Source organism: Bradyrhizobium sp. AZCC 2230 (assembly GCF_036924495.1).
GTDB lineage: Bacteria > Pseudomonadota > Alphaproteobacteria > Rhizobiales > Xanthobacteraceae > Bradyrhizobium > Bradyrhizobium rifense.
This window is the reverse complement of the sequence record NZ_JAZHRS010000001.1, coordinates 6,428,048-6,442,856: the sequence shown is the minus strand read 5'-3', so window position 1 is coordinate 6,442,856 and position 14,809 is coordinate 6,428,048. Positions and strand designations below refer to the sequence as shown.

The following is a 14,809-nucleotide window of genomic DNA, read 5'->3' as shown; positions in this document are numbered from 1 at the left end:
CGTCATGGCCGGGCTTTGTCCCGGCCATTGTCGCTTCGGGCCGTCAGTTGACCTGCTCGTCCGAATACACGCCCCAGAGGCGCTCCTGCTGGATCCAGCCGTCAAAGCCGTTGCCGGCGACGTGGCACCAGTTTGTGGTGCACTTCTTCACTTGTGTGACGACGCCGGCCTGGAGTTTCGCGGCCACCGCGCTGTCGGGATCGGCGCGGTCATAGATCGGCGCCAGCTCGTCCTTGTTCTTCATGGTGACCACCGCAGTGCGGCGGCCCGACAGCAGCGAATGATAGACCCAGCCCTCGGCGCCTTCGGAATCGCGCACCCGGCGCCAGTTCTCGAACTCGGCGGTGATTTCGACCGGCAGGCCGGAACGGGTGTAGACCCAGGCCACGTCATTGTCCTTGGTCGGGCCGGCGCGGACGTTCACGTGATCCGATTTGAGGCTGACATAGCGCGGCACCGGAAGGCCGCTGGCCGTCTGGGGGGTGCTGTCCTTGGCCGAGTGCCCGGGGCTGACCGAGGCGCTCAACCAGGTGCAAACGAGCGCCATCACCGAACAAAAACGCCCCAACGCCATCAACCCGTCTCCTGTCGAAGACCTCGGCCTGAGCCAGGTCCTCACCCCGAATTCCAAAACCTGCCGTGTAGACCCTCTCCCGCCCCACGCGGGTGTTCCCAAGCGCTTTCCCCGTGGTTCTTGTCTTGGCCCGGCCTTCTGCTAGAGAGGACGGACGTCTGAACAACCAGTTTGCCCCGATTTTCCGGCCGGAAAGTGGGGGGAAAGCTTGAAGGAAACGCCGGGGACGACACGGCCAAGGCAGTGTCGAACAACCGGGTTAATGAGGCCTCAACGGCCGGCCTTTGGTGACAGAGGCGGCCTGCAACGCCTCATGAGGGCAGGACATGTCGGTGAAGAAAAAGCCCCTCGTCGTGGTGACGCGCAAGCTCCCGGACTCGATCGAGACCCGGATGCGCGAGCTGTTCGACGCACGCATCAATCTCGACGACACACCGATGTCGGCCGAGCAGCTCGCCGAAGCCGCGCGCACCGCCGACATCCTGGTTCCGACGGTGACCGACCACATCAGCGCCGACATCGTCAATCAGCCTGACTGCAAGCTCCGCCTGATCGCCAATTTCGGCAACGGCGTCGACAATATCGACGTCGAGGCCGCGCATGCCCGCGGCATCACCGTCACCAACACGCCAAAGGTTCTGACCGAAGACACCGCCGACATGACCATGGCGCTGATCCTCGCGGTGCCGCGCCGGATGATCGAAGGCGCCTCCGTGCTGACGGAGGGAAAACCCTGGGCCGGCTGGTCGCCGACCTGGATGCTCGGCCACCGCATCGGGGGAAAACGCCTCGGCATCATCGGCATGGGCCGCATCGGCCAGGCGGTCGCGCGCCGCGCCCGCGCCTTCGGCTTGCAGATCCACTATCACAACCGCCGTCCCGTCGCGCCGAAGATCGCCGAAGAGCTTGGTGCGACCTATTGGGAAAGCCTCGACCAGATGCTGGCGCGGATGGACATCATCTCGGTGAACTGTCCGCACACGCCGGCGACTTATCACCTGCTCTCGGCGCGCCGGCTGAAGCTGATCCGCAAGGACGCCTACATCGTCAACACCGCGCGCGGCGGGGTGACCGACGAAGACACGCTGATCAAGCTGATCGAAGCCGGCGAGATCGGCGGCGCCGGCCTCGACGTCTACGAGCACGAGCCGGCCGTCAATCCGAAGCTGGTGCGGCTCGCAAGGGCGGGCAAGGTGACGCTGATGCCGCATATGGGTTCAGCCACGATCGAAGGCCGCGTCGAGATGGGCGAGAAGGTGATCATCAACATCCGTACCTTCCTCGACGCCCACAAGCCGCCGGATCGCGTGCTGCCGAGCATGCTCTGAGCTTTATTTGCTACGCTTGCGCCAGTCGGCGACGAAATCGATGAACGCGCGCAGCGCGGGCGGCGTCTGGCGCCGGCTCGGATAGTACAGGAACGGGCCGGGAAACGGCTCGCACCAGTCCTCCATCAAGCTGACCAGCGCGCCGGATTTTAGGGCATCACCGACATAGCCATCGAGCGTCGCCCAGATGCCGACGCCATCGAGTGCAGCGCGCATCGCAAGGCCCATATTGGTCGAGATCAGTTTTGCGGGCGGATCGACCTTCACGACCTGACCGGCCCTCTCGAAATCCCAATCAAACATGACGCCGCTCGAGTAGCGCGCGCGGATGCAATCGTGCTCGAGCAGGTCCTTTGGATGCTTTGGCCGGCCGCGGCGCGCGACGTAGGCAGGCGACGCGACGACGACATAGCTTTGCGGACCGCTCAGCGGAATCGCGACCATGTCCTGCGCGAGGTGCTCGCCATAGCGCACACCGGCATCGTAGCCCCCGCTCACGATATCGACGAAACCACTCTCCGAGACGATGTCGAGATCGACTTGCGGATGTGCCGCGAGAAACGGTCCGACCATCGGCGCCAGCACGAGATCGACCGCCGGCGGCGGCGCGTTGATGCGGAGGCGGCCCGATGCCACCTCGCGCAGGCCCCGAACCTGGTCCAGGGCATCGCCGACATCGCGCAGGGCCGGCGCCACGCGCGACAGCAGCAGCTCGCCCGCCTCGGTCAGCGCGACGCTGCGGGTGGTGCGGTTCATCAGGCGGACGCCGAGGCACTCCTCCAGGTCCCGCAACCGCTGGCTAAGGCTCGACACCGACACGCGAATTTCGACCGCCGCGCGCCGGAAATTGCGGGTGCGGGCGACCGCCACGAAGGCATCGAGATCGCGCAGGTCGGGATCGGCCATTGTTCGATATCATGAACAGACCATTCTCGATTGTCCAGCTTATCGGCGCAATGGAGCGGACGCATATCTGGCCTCGTCACGCGGCGCAATCAGCCGCCTTTTCGAGGAGAGCCAATATGGAACAGCACAAACTCGGTTCAACCGGCCCTGATGTCTCAAGCCTCGGTCTCGGCTGCATGGCCATGTCGGACGCCTATGGCCCGGCCGATCGCGGCGAGAGCATCGCCACCATTCATGCGGCGCTCGATGCCGGCATCACGCTGCTCGACACCGGCGATTTCTACACCATGGGCCACAATGAAATGCTGATCCGTGAGGCGCTGAAGGATGTCCCACGCGACAAGGTGCAGCTTAGCGTGAAGTTCGGCGCGCTGCGCGGTCCCGCCGGTGACTTCATCGGAATGGACACGCGGCCGGCTGCAACCAAAAACTTCCTCGCCTATTCATTGCAGCGCCTCGGCACCGACTACATCGACGTCTACCGGCCGGCGCGGCTCGATCCCACCATTCCGATCGAGGAGACGATCGGTGGTCTCGCTGATCTCGTGAAGGCCGGCTACATCAGGCATATCGGCCTGTCCGAGGTCGGCTCCGATACCATCCGCCGCGCACATGCCGTACATCCGATCGTCGATCTTCAGATCGAATATTCGCTGATCGCGCGTGGCATCGAGCGCGACATTCTGAAGACCTGCCGCGAGCTCGGCATCAGCATCACTGCCTATGGCGTGCTGGGGCGCGGCCTGATCAGCGGCCATTGGTCGAAGGACTCTGGCAAGGTCGGCAAGGACTTCCGGCTGATGAGCCCGCGCTTCCAGGGCGCGAATCTCGACGCCAATCTCGCGTTGGTGGAGCAGCTGCGCGCGATTGCCAGGGATGTCGGCGCAACGCCGGCGCAGGTCGCGATCGCCTGGGTGGCAGCACAGGGCAAGGAGATCGTGCCGCTGATCGGAGCCAAGACCCGCACCCGTCTCAGCGAAGCGCTCGGCGCGACCAAGGTGACGTTGACGCCGGCTCATCTTGCGGCACTGGCAAAGGCGTTCCCGCCGAATGTCGCCTCCGGCACGCGCTATGCGGCCGAGCAGATGGCGCATCTCGACAGCGAGAAGCCGGCCACGGCGTAACGGCTTCAATCAGGTGCGATGGGCGCTGAGGTCAGTCATGACCGGCCCATCGCCATTGAGCGGATTGGCCGGGTCGCGCGCGTAGCGCAGCGTCTCGAAGCGCATCGCGCGCGCGTCGATCATCAGGAGGCGGCCGACCAGGCCATCGCCAAAACCGACGATCTCGCGGATCGCCTCCAGCGCCATCATCGAGCCCATGACGCCGGCAAGCGCGCCCATGACGCCGGCCTCGGCGCAGGCCGGCACGGTGCCGGGCGGCGGCGCCTCCGGAAACAGACAGCGATAGGTCGGGTTGAATTCGCCCTGCTCGTTTGTCTCATGCGCGCGGATGGTGGTGAGCGAGCCGTCGAACGTGCCGAGCGCAGCGGTGATCAGCGGCCTTTTCGCGAAGAAGCAGGCATCCGAGACCAGATAGCGCGTCGAGAAATTGTCGGAACCATCGAGCACGAGGTCGTAGTCGCCGATCAGCGAGAGCGCATTGTCGGCATTGAGCCAGGTGGCGTGGCCGACAAAGCGGACATGCGGATTGAGCGCCGCAATCCGCTCGGCCGCACTCTCGACCTTGTGCCGGCCAATGTCAGGCGTGGTGTGGATCACCTGGCGCTGGAGATTGGACAGCGACACGACGTCGTCATCGACCACGCCGAGCGTGCCGATGCCGGCCGCAGCCAGATACATCAGCGCCGGCGCGCCGAGCCCGCCGGCGCCGATCACCAGCGCGGAGGCGCGTTTCAGCGCAGCCTGGCCCGGGCCGCCGACATCGCGCAGCACGATATGGCGGGCATAGCGTTCGAGTTCGTCCGGGCTCAGCACCTTACTCTCACTCCTGAACCACCCCAACATTGTTCGCGACCAACGAGATGTGCTTCAATGGCAGCGCGTTCAATGGGCTGGCTGGATTTGTCATGAGATCGATGCTTGCGGCAACACTGATGTTGGCGTCTGCCACAGGCGCCAGCGCCCAGATGACGACGCCACAGCTCCCCGGCACCAAGCCGAAAGTGGTCCAGACCGTTCCGATCAAGCCGCCCGCCCTGCAGACGCCGTCGGAAACCGCGGACGGGATGGCGCAGGCCGAGCGGCTGTCGCTTCAGTCCGACCTCGCCTGGGTCGGCGAATATAACGGCGCCATCACCGGCGACGTCAGCTCGCGCATGGTCGACGCCATCAAGGAGTACCAGAAGGCCAAGGGTGGCAAGCCAACCGGCGTGCTCAATCCGCAGGAGCGCGCCGCGCTCGCCGAGACCGCACGGCGCAAGCAGGACAGTGTCGGCTGGAAGATCGTGACGGAGATGACCAGCGGCGCGCGGCTCGGCATCCCCTCAAAACTGGTGCCGCAACAGGCCACCGACGCCAACGGCTCGAAATGGACCTCGCCGACCGGAACGGTGCAGGTGCTGCTGAGCCGTCGCAAGGAGGCGAACCCGACCACAGCAAAACTCGCGGAGGCCGAGAAGAAGGAGCCGGCCGGACGCAAGGTCGACTACACCGTGGTGAAGCCCGACTTCTTCGTGCTGTCGGGATTGCAGGGCCTGAAGAAATTTTACGTGCGCGGCACCTCTAGGGGCGACGAAGTCCGCATCATGACGATCTTGTACGACCAGGCGACCGAGAACACGGTCGAGCCGGTCGTGATCGCGATGTCGAGCGCGTTCATTGCATTCCCGTCTGGGCCGCAGGCTGGACCGCCGCCGCGCAAGACCGTCGAATATGGCACCGGCATCGTCGTCAGCGACGACGGCGCGATTCTGGCCGACCGCCTCGTCACGGATTCCTGTCTCGCCATCACCATCGGCGGCTACGGCAATGCCGATCGTCTTGCCGAGGACAAGGAGCACGATCTCGCGCTGCTGCACATCTATGGCGCACGTGGCTTGAAGCCGCTTGGCCTCACCGGCGGAGCAGCGAAGACGAGTGTCGATGTCGTCGGCATCGCCGATCCGCAGAGCCAGGGCGGCGCGGCCGGCGTCTCGAGTGTCAAGGGTGCGTTGGCATCGGTCGGTGGCGGCGATGCCGCACTATCGCCACCGCCCGCGGTTGGGTTTTCCGGCGGCCCTGCGGTTGATGGCGACGGTAAATTCGCAGGCATTGCGTTGTTGAAAACGGCGATGGTTGCCGGACCTGCCACGGCAGTCCCGGCATCGCAGGCCGTGATGGTTTCCCCTGATGCGGTGCGCGATTTCCTGAAAGCCAACGCCGTCACCGCGAACGGCACATCAACCGATGCGAAGGCCGCCGTCGTGCGCGTGATCTGCGTGCGGAAGTAAAGCGCGCCGCGCGGAAGGTGCGCTCCCTCTCCCGCTTGCGGGAGAGGGTCGGGGAGAGGGTGTCTCCACACTAAGGCCCCCCAAGAGGAAAGAACCCTCACCCGGCGCGATGCGCCGACCTCTCCCGCAAGCGGGAGAGGTTGCAGCGAGCCCGCAGCTAGCTGCTCGCGCCAAATTTCAAGGGGCTCTAGCCCAGCCTGAACCTGATCCCGGCCTTCGCAAGCCCACCCGAAATCCCGACCGGCGTGCCGTCCGCGCGCCAGCAGGCGGCACCGGTCATGGTGCCGTCGTCGTGGAAGGCGATGCCGTTCATGCCACCGGCGACCGTTGCGACTGGCTGGACCTTGTGGCCGAGCGCTGTCAGCCTCAAACGCACGCTCTCCGGTATCTTCTGCTCGACCTCGAGCGCATTGCCTTCGGTCCAGACACGCGGGGCTTCGACTGCTTCCTGCAAACTCATGCCGTGGTCGATCAGATTGACCAGCGCCTGCATCGCGCTTGGGAAGATGCGCTTTCCACCGGGCAGGCCGAGCGCGTAGCGCAGCTTGCCGTCACGCAGCGCCATCATCGGCGACATCGAGGTCGTCACGCGCTTCCCGGGCGCAAGCGACAGCGCATGGCCCGGCCGTGGATCGAACAGGTTCATGTAATTGTTGGCGATGGCCCCCAAGCCCGGGATCATGATCTTGGCACCGAACAGATTGTTGATCGTCTGCGTGGTCGCGACCACGTTGCCGAAGGCATCCGCCGCCGTCATGTGGGTCGTATGCGCGCTTTCAAGCTGCGTCACGCCGGCGCCAAAGGCCTGCGCCCGCGCCGGATCGATGGCGCGGCGGCGTTCCTCGGCGTAAGCCTTCGACGTCAGTTTCTCCACGGGCACGCCGACATAGTCCGGATCGCCGCTAGCGGCGGCGCGGTCGGCGAAGGCGATCTTCAGGACTTCTGCGAGGCGGTGAATGGTCTCAGGCGTGCCGAAGCCGAGCCCTCCGATATCGTAGCCCTCCAGAATGTTCAGCATCTGCGCGATGTGCACGCCGGAGGCCGCGGGCGGCGGCGGCCCAAGAATGGTCCAGCCGCGATAGTCCGCGCGGATCGGCTGCCGCTCGACAGTCTTGTAATTGGTGAGATCCCCGCGGCGGATGAAGCCGCCAGCCTTTTCCATGTAGTCGACGAGGATGTCGCCGAGCGGTCCTTCGTAGAGTGCTTGCTCGCCGTGATCGGCGATGTACCGGAGCGTCTCGGCATACTCGGCCTGCACCACGCGCTCGCCGACCTTGAGCGGCTCCCCGTTGGGCAGGAAGATCGCCGCAATCGGCTTGTCCTTGCGCATCGCAGCGGCGCTCTCGCTGATGCATTCGTGCAAATAGGGCGTCGCCGCATAGCCGCGCGCGGCGTGCTTGATCGCGGGCTGCATGACGTCGGCGAGCGACATGGTGCCGAACCGGCGCAGCGTCTCGCACCAGGCCTTTAGCGATCCCGGCGTGGCGACGGCTTTCGGGCCGTTGAGGTTCTCATTGCCGACGGTGTCGAACACGTCATGGGCGGAGCCCGGCCTGGAGGTGTAGGTGGTGTCCCGGACCGCCGCGGGCACCGTGCTCTGGCCGTCGATGAAGCGGTGACTGCCATCGGCGAGACGGATATGCGCCATGCCGCCGCCGATGATGCCGACCATCATCGGCTCAACCACGGTCAGGGTGAACAGCGTGGCGATGGCGGCGTCGATGGCATTGCCGCCGGCGGCCAGCATCTCGGCGCCGGCGCTGGAGGCCAAAGGATGGTTGCTCACCACCATGCCGCGGCTCGAGACCGCCGGCATCTTCTGGCAGTCAAAGGTGGTCGCCGTCCGGTCGCGCCAGTTGCCGCTCATGCCGCCTGTCCCTCTCATTCACGGCGGCGAGCACATCATGCGCGCGATAACGGGTCCAGTGTTGGTACGGATTGGCTGGCATTCCCGATTCTGCCATCATTGTTAGCGTTGATTCGGACATCCGCGGTCCCCTTTGGATCGGGCAGGGCACGTCCTGAGCGAGAAGAGCTCAGCATCGAGAAGCGATGCACGTTCGCGTGGCGTTTCCCTAGACCCAGGCACTCCAAAGGAACCATCTTCCAATGCACACGATCGTACTGGCCACCCAAAAGGGCGGCAGTGGCAAGAGCACGCTCGCCATCGGCCTCGCGCTGGCGGCCAAGCAGGCCGGCTTCACCGTCCGCCTGATCGAGACCGACCCGCAGGGCACCCTGTCCAACTGGGCGCGCCGCCGCAACAACGACGATGTCGTCGTCGAGCCGATCTATCACGCTGCCGATTTCGCGCCGCGGCTGAAGATGCTGGCCGACAGCGGTCTCCAGCTCGCGATCGTCGACACCGCGGCCGGCCTCAGCGCCGCCACCACCGCCGCGATCCGCTATTGCGACCTCTGCCTGATCCCGGCCCGCCCGAGCGTCGCCGACATCGAGGCGACGGTCTCCACCGTCAGCGTCGCGCGCGCCTGGAAGCGGTCCTACAGCTTCGTGCTGAACCAGACGCCGATCCGCGGCCAGCGCATCGACAACGCAGCCAACACGCTCGCCGAGGAAGCCGCGCTCGATCTCGCGGACGTGCTCGCACGCCCGCTGATCGTGATGCGCAATGATCACCAGGACTCGCTCGCCAACGGCCTCGCCGTCAGCGAATTCGCGCCGAACGGCAAGTCGACCGAGGAAATCCGCGGCCTCTGGCGCTGGGTCGAGACCCGTCTCGATCTCTCCGCCGGCAGTCTGCTGATCGATCAGGTGATGTCGGCGGCCGACGGGATGCTGCATGCCGCTGCTGAAATTGCGGGCGAGACCACGACCCTGGCGTCCTGAGCGGGGCAATCGCTCAGGTGCCAAATGGGCTCTTCGCCATCCGGTGAAAGAGCCCAAGCGACGAAGCAATCCGGCCACCAGCCCGGCCGGATTGCTTCGCTTCGCGTTTTCGACGATGGCGGCCGCGCCCTCGAACAAAAATGTCGAAAACAACCCCATGCACAGTAGAACCGCGCCCGGCCGAGGCACCTCGGCGGCGGCGCGTAGACATTTGACTCATCGGGCAAAACGGCCGTGCGCCAGTTCTCGTAGCCCGTATGTCACTTCTGACATTTCGGACACCAGAAGGTCGAGCGGCCGTTCTGGGTGAAGCGCTTCACGATGCCGCCGCAGCGCGGCGTCGTGCATTTCTCGCCCTCGCGGTCATAGACCTTGAACGAGTGCTGGAAATAGCCGAGTTCGCCCGAGGTCTGGCGATGGTCGCGCAAGGACGAGCCGCCGGCCTTGATGGCGTCGTTCAGCACGGTGTGGATCGCACCGACCAACCGCTTGGCGTGATCGGTTGGCTCACCCTTCTTGGTGGACAATGTCGCGGCAATCCGGCGTGGCGACAGATGCGAGCGATGCAAGGCTTCGCAGACATAGATGTTGCCGAGGCCTGCGACGACGCGCTGGTCGAGCAGTGCGGCCTTGAGGCTCGTGGTCTTGTCCTGGCAGGAGCGCGCCAGCATCGCGGCATCGAACTCGTTGCCGAGCGGCTCGGGGCCGAGCCCGCGCAGCAATGGCTCGTCCTCAAGCGCATTGCGCGCGATCACTTTCATGTAACCGAAGCGGCGCGGATCGTTGAAGACGATGTCGGCGCCTGAGGACATCCGAAACAGCACATGGTCGTGCGCGGAGTCCTTACCCCTAGGATAGTGAAACTCGCCGGGCGCGGCCTCGTTGTCCGGCTTGATGACGCGGAACGAGCCCGACATGCCCAGATGCATCAGCAAGACGTCGCCGGAGCCGAGATCGGCCATGAGATATTTTGCACGGCGGCCGAGGCCCGTAACGATCTGCCCCTGGAGCCGGGCCACGAAGTCCGGCTGGAACGGAAACCGCAAATCAGGCCGGCGGGCCTCCGCGACGACGATTTTCGCACCCTCCATGACGGGCTGAAGGCCGCGGCGGACGGTCTCGACTTCGGGCAATTCAGGCATGGTCAGGCATTCACCTTATGAGGGCGGTGTGATAGCGCCATTGCGGCGGCCGCGCTATGGTCGGCGTCGTGGAGTAGAGTAATGGATCGGCCGGGCGAAACCACGCATTTTGGCTTCAAAGACGTTCCCCTGGGGGACAAGCAGACGCTGGTGAACGATGTGTTTCACAGCGTGGCGTCGCGCTATGATTTGATGAACGATTTGATGTCCGGCGGCCTGCATCGGGTCTGGAAGGACATCATGATCAACGCATTGAACCCGCCGCGGGGCGACCGGCCGTTTGCGTTGCTCGACGTTGCCGGCGGCACCGGCGACATTTCGTTCCGGGCCGCCAAGGCGGCAGGTCCGGGCTTCCATGCCACCGTCTGCGACATCAATTCCGACATGCTGGCGGTGGGCCGCGAGCGTGCCGCCAAGCGCCATCTCGAGGCCCAGGTCGATTTCGTCGAGGGCAATGCCGAAGCGCTCGCCTTCGGCGATCGCAGCTTTGACGCATATACGATCGCTTTCGGCATTCGCAACGTGCCTGAGATCGACAAGGCGCTGCGCGAGGCCTATCGCGTGCTCAAGCCCGGCAGCCGCTTCCTGTGCCTGGAATTCTCCACCGTCGAGATGCCCGGCCTCGACAAGATCTATGATCTGTTCTCGTTCAAGGTGATCCCGCCGCTCGGGCGCATGGTCACGGGCGACGCCGAATCCTATCAATACCTGGTCGAATCGATCCGCAAGTTTCCGAAGCCGAACGCCTTCGCCGACATGATCCGCGACGCCGGCTTCGCTCGCGTCAGCTTTCAGACCCTGACCGGCGGCATCGTCGCACTGCATTCGGGCTGGCGTTTGTGATCTCTGCCATCACCCACATTTCGCGCCTGATCCGCGCCGCGTTCGTGTTCGCGCGCGAGGGCGTGTTCGGCTCCGTCGATCCGAGCCTGGTGCCGCCGCCCGGGCAGCTTGCGCTGAAGCTTGCGCGCATCGTCGAGCGGCGCGGCCCGAAGGATGGTCCGCGGATGTCGCGCGCGCTGACCCGGATGGGCCCGGCCTATCTCAAGCTCGGACAATTTCTGGCGACGCGGCCCGACGTCGTCGGCGTCATCATGGCGCGTGACCTCGAGAGCCTCCAGGATCGCCTGCCGCCGTTTTCGCAAGCCGAGGCGGAAGCTGCGATCGCGACATCGCTGGAGCGGCCGCTGACGGACGTGTTCGCGAAGCTCGGTCCGCCGGTCGCGGCCGCCTCGATCGCGCAGGTGCATCGCGGCGAGGTGCTGCGTGACGGCGTCCGCAAGGCGGTTGCCGTCAAGGTGCTGCGGCCGAACGTCGCCTCGCGCTTCCGCCGCGATCTCTCCGATTTCTTCTACGTTGCGCACAAGGCCGAGGCCTATTCGTCCGAGGCGCGGCGGCTGCGCCTGATCGAGGTCATCAATACGATGTCGCGCTCGGTCGCGATGGAGATGGATTTGCGGCTGGAAGCGGCTGCGCTGTCCGAGATGGCAGAGAATACTCAGGGCGATCCTGACTTCCGCGTACCGACCGTTGACTGGGACCGCACCACGCACAACGTGCTGACGATGGAGTGGATCGACGGCATCGCGCTGAACGATCACAAGCGCCTCGAAGAAGCCCAGGTCGATTTGCCCGATCTCGGCCGCAAGGTGATCCAGAGTTTTCTGCGCCACGCGCTGCGGGACGGCTTCTTCCACGCCGACATGCATCCGGGCAACCTGTTCCTGGATGAGGCCGGCCGTCTCGTCGCGGTCGATTTCGGCATCATGGGCCGGCTCGGCATGAAGGAGCGGCGCTTCCTTGCCGAAATCCTGCTCGGCTTCATCACGCGCGATTACCGCCGCGTCGCCGAGGTGCATTTCGAGGCGGGATATGTGCCCGCGCATCACTCGGTCGAGAATTTTGCGCAGGCCATCCGCGCCATCGGCGAACCCATTCACAACCGCACCGCCGAGGAAATCTCGATGGCGCGTCTGCTGACGCTGCTGCTCGAGGTCACCGGCCTGTTCGACATGACGACGCGGCCCGAGCTGATCCTGCTGCAGAAGACCATGGTCGTGGTCGAGGGCGTGGCGCGCGGCTTCGATCCCAAGCTCGACATCTGGAAGGTCGCCGATCCCGTCGTACGCGAATGGATCGAGCGCAATCTCGGACCGATCGGCCGGGTGCAGGGTGCGCTGGCCGGCGGCGGCGATCTCGCCCGCATCCTGATGCGTCTCCCGGATCTTGCAGCGCGTTCGGTCGCGGTGCTCGAGCAGCTCGAGACTATGACGCGGGAGGGCATCGGCCTGTCGCCGGAGAGCATCGCCGCGATGGGGCGCAGCGAGGGCCGCAAGAACCGCTGGCGCACCGTGGCGCTCTGGATCATCGCCCTGACCTTTATCGGCATCCTGATCGCCGTCCGGAATCTATGATTGCCAAAGTCTTGATTGCAGTGCAATCACGCGAGTGATAGCATCGCTATCATTCCGTGCTGGAGGGGCGTCATGGCAAGCCTGACCATCCGCAAGCTCGACGAACACGTCAAAACCTATCTGCGGCTGCGCTCGGCCAAGAACCACCGGTCGGTCGAGGAAGAGGTCCGGGTCATCCTGCGGGAGCTGATCGAGGGCCGCGAGGAGCCGCTGACGCCATTTGCGGTGCCGCCCGAGGCATCCCCTGCGGCCGCGTCGACGCGCTCCAGCACCGTCCCCGAGGCCAGCGTCACCCTGATCATCGGCGGCGGGATCGCGGCCTTCAAGTCGCTCGACCTGATCCGCAGGCTGAAGGAGCGCCGCATCGAGGTCCGCTGCGTGCTCACCAAGGCGGCCGAGCAGTTCGTGACGCCGCTCTCGGTCAGCGCCCTCTCCCATGAGCGCGTCTACAATGATTTGTTCGATCCCCAGAGCGAGTTCGACGCTGGCCACATCCGTCTCGCGCGCGACTGCGATCTCATCGTGGTGGCGCCGGCGACCGCGGATTTGATGGCGAAAATGGCGAACGGCCATGCCGACGATCTCGCCAGCGCGATCCTGCTCGCGACCAACCGCAAGATTCTGATCGCGCCGGCGATGAATCCGCTGATGTGGAACAATCCGGCGACCCGTCGCAACGTCGCGCAGCTGCAGCGCGACGGCGTCCTGCTGATCGGCCCCAACTCCGGCGAGATGGCCGAAGCAGGCGAAGCCGGCGTCGGCCGCATGTCCGAGGCGATCGAGATCGCCACCGCCGCCGAGCGGCTGCTGCGGCCGCCGGTGCCGCGGCCGCTTGCCGGCAAGCGCGTGCTGATTACCGCGGGCCCCACGCACGAGCCGATCGATCCGGTGCGCTATATCGCCAACCGTTCTTCGGGCAAGCAGGGCTTTGCCATTGCCGCTGCGGCGCAGGCCGCGGGCGCCGAGGTGATCCTGGTCAGCGGCCCCGTGGACCTCGACAATCCGCAGGGCGTGACGGTGAAGCGTGTGGAATCGGCGCGGCAGATGCTGGAGCAGGTGCAGGCCGCGCTTCCGGCCGACATCGCGATCTTCGCCGCTGCCGTCGCCGACTGGCGCGTCGCCAATGAAGGCGAGCAGAAGCTGAAGAAGACCTCGGCCGGCATGCCGCCGCTTCAATTGGTGGAAAACCCCGACATCCTCGCCACGATCTCAAAACTCACCGACAAGCGCCCGCCGCTGGTGATCGGCTTTGCCGCCGAGACCGAGCATCTCATCGACAACGCCAAGACAAAGCTCGCCCGCAAGGGCTGCGACTGGATCGTCGCCAACGACGTCTCGCCCGCCACGGGCGTGATGGGCGGCGACCGCAACACCGTGCACCTGATCAGCAAGAATGCTGAGAACAACGGTGAGATCACAGTTGATTCCTGGCCGGTGATGACCAAGGAACAGGTCGCCATCGAACTGGTCGCGCATATTGCCAAAAGCGTGACCGACAAATCCCTGGAGCCGGCATCTTGAGCAGCAAAGTCACGGTCGAACTACAACGTCTGCCCCACGCGGAAGGCCTGCCGCTGCCGGCCTATCAGACCACGGAAGCCGCCGGCCTCGACCTGATGGCGGCGGTGGCGGACAGCGAGCCGATGACGCTGGCGCCCGGCCAATATGCACTGGTGCCGACCGGACTTGCGATCGCCCTGCCGCCCGGCCACGAGGCCCAGGTGCGGCCGCGGTCGGGGCTTGCCGCCAAGCACGGCGTCACCGTGCTGAACTCGCCGGGCACGATCGACGCCGACTATCGCGGCGAGATCAAGGTGATCCTGATCAACCACGGCGCCGCCCCCTTCGTGATCAAGCGCGGCGAGCGCATCGCGCAGATGGTGATCGCGCCAATGGTCCAGGCCGCGCTGGTTCCGGTCGCGACACTGTCGTCGACCGATCGCGGTGCCGGCGGTTTCGGCTCGACCGGGCGCTAGTTTTTCTTACCTCTCCCGCTTGCGGGAGAGGTCGACACGCTCGCAGAGCGTAGCGGGTGAGGGCTCCTTCCTCTGGGGGATTGTCCCGTTGCGGAGACACCCTCTCCCCAACCCTCCCCCGCAAGCGGGGGAGGGAGCGCACCTGCTTCGTGGTAAGCAGTGCGACACGCTAAAGCGCGGCACATCCGACCGAATCATCCCGAAGAACTACGTGGACTGGAACCCCGCGCC

At 65.4% G+C, this 14,809-nt stretch carries 13 protein-coding genes; 8 read left to right on the top strand and 5 right to left on the bottom strand.

The features are described 5' to 3' along the window. Nucleotides 1-43 precede the first annotated feature (43 nt). The gene (locus tag V1280_RS30895) at nt 44-574 is read right to left on the bottom strand and encodes an SH3 domain-containing protein (RefSeq protein WP_148773467.1); all 531 of its coding nucleotides are present in this window, start codon (nt 572-574) and stop codon (nt 44-46) included. 326 nt (nt 575-900) lie between these two features. On the opposite strand from V1280_RS30895, the gene V1280_RS30890 reads away from it, so the two are divergent. Then, on the top strand, nt 901-1,902 hold the full coding sequence (locus tag V1280_RS30890; protein ID WP_334533257.1) for a 2-hydroxyacid dehydrogenase: 1,002 nt from the start codon (nt 901-903) through the stop codon (nt 1,900-1,902). A 3-nt stretch (nt 1,903-1,905) separates the two neighbouring features. Here V1280_RS30890 and V1280_RS30885 read toward each other — a convergent pair whose 3' ends face one another. Further along, nucleotides 1,906-2,808, bottom strand: coding sequence for a LysR family transcriptional regulator (locus V1280_RS30885; protein ID WP_334533254.1), 903 nt, complete (start codon nt 2,806-2,808; stop codon nt 1,906-1,908). Nucleotides 2,809-2,924: 116 nt separating this feature from the next. On the opposite strand from V1280_RS30885, the gene V1280_RS30880 reads away from it, so the two are divergent. Then, nucleotides 2,925-3,932 (top strand): aldo/keto reductase, encoded by a 1,008-nt coding sequence (locus tag V1280_RS30880; RefSeq protein ID WP_334533252.1) that lies wholly within the window; start codon nt 2,925-2,927, stop codon nt 3,930-3,932. Nucleotides 3,933-3,941: 9 nt separating this feature from the next. On the opposite strand, the gene V1280_RS30875 is transcribed toward V1280_RS30880, so the two are convergent. Next, nucleotides 3,942-4,745 (bottom strand): HesA/MoeB/ThiF family protein, encoded by an 804-nt coding sequence (locus tag V1280_RS30875; protein ID WP_334533249.1) that lies wholly within the window; start codon nt 4,743-4,745, stop codon nt 3,942-3,944. Between the two features lie 92 nt (nt 4,746-4,837). Between V1280_RS30875 and V1280_RS30870 the strand changes: the two genes are divergently transcribed. After that, nucleotides 4,838-6,199, top strand: coding sequence for a serine protease (locus tag V1280_RS30870; protein ID WP_334533246.1), 1,362 nt, complete (start codon nt 4,838-4,840; stop codon nt 6,197-6,199). Between the two features lie 187 nt (nt 6,200-6,386). Here the strand turns inward: V1280_RS30870 and ggt are convergent, their stop codons facing one another. Next, nucleotides 6,387-8,066 carry a gamma-glutamyltransferase gene (gene ggt, locus V1280_RS30865; RefSeq protein WP_334533243.1) on the bottom strand — a complete coding sequence of 560 codons (1,680 nt, stop codon included), beginning with the start codon at nt 8,064-8,066 and terminating at the stop codon, nt 6,387-6,389. Between the two features lie 242 nt (nt 8,067-8,308). On the opposite strand from ggt, the gene V1280_RS30860 reads away from it, so the two are divergent. Then, complete coding sequence (locus V1280_RS30860; RefSeq protein ID WP_334533240.1) at nt 8,309-9,046, top strand: ParA family protein; 738 nt, start codon at nt 8,309-8,311, stop codon at nt 9,044-9,046. Nucleotides 9,047-9,306: 260 nt separating this feature from the next. Here V1280_RS30860 and mutM read toward each other — a convergent pair whose 3' ends face one another. Next, a complete protein-coding gene (mutM, locus tag V1280_RS30855) occupies nt 9,307-10,188 on the bottom strand; it encodes a bifunctional DNA-formamidopyrimidine glycosylase/DNA-(apurinic or apyrimidinic site) lyase (RefSeq protein ID WP_334533237.1) in 882 nt (293 codons plus the stop codon). An 81-nt stretch (nt 10,189-10,269) separates the two neighbouring features. Here mutM and ubiE point away from each other — a divergent pair, with 81 nt between their 5' ends. The 4 genes from ubiE to dut all read left to right on the top strand — a co-directional run bounded on the left by ubiE (nt 10,270) and on the right by dut (nt 14,578). Then, nucleotides 10,270-11,031, top strand: coding sequence for a bifunctional demethylmenaquinone methyltransferase/2-methoxy-6-polyprenyl-1,4-benzoquinol methylase UbiE (gene ubiE / locus V1280_RS30850; RefSeq protein WP_334533234.1), 762 nt, complete (start codon nt 10,270-10,272; stop codon nt 11,029-11,031). After that, entirely contained in the window at nt 11,028-12,602 is a 1,575-nt protein-coding gene (gene ubiB / locus V1280_RS30845; RefSeq protein WP_148773458.1) for a 2-polyprenylphenol 6-hydroxylase, read from the top strand. Before ubiE ends, ubiB begins: the two co-directional genes overlap by 4 nt. Nucleotides 12,603-12,674: 72 nt before the next feature. Further along, on the top strand, nt 12,675-14,123 hold the full coding sequence (gene coaBC, locus V1280_RS30840; protein WP_334533230.1) for a bifunctional phosphopantothenoylcysteine decarboxylase/phosphopantothenate--cysteine ligase CoaBC: 1,449 nt from the start codon (nt 12,675-12,677) through the stop codon (nt 14,121-14,123). Further along, entirely contained in the window at nt 14,120-14,578 is a 459-nt protein-coding gene (gene dut / locus V1280_RS30835; RefSeq protein ID WP_334533227.1) for a dUTP diphosphatase, read from the top strand. The genes coaBC and dut overlap by 4 nt, the downstream gene beginning before the upstream one ends. The last annotated feature ends 231 nt before the right edge of the window (nt 14,579-14,809 follow it).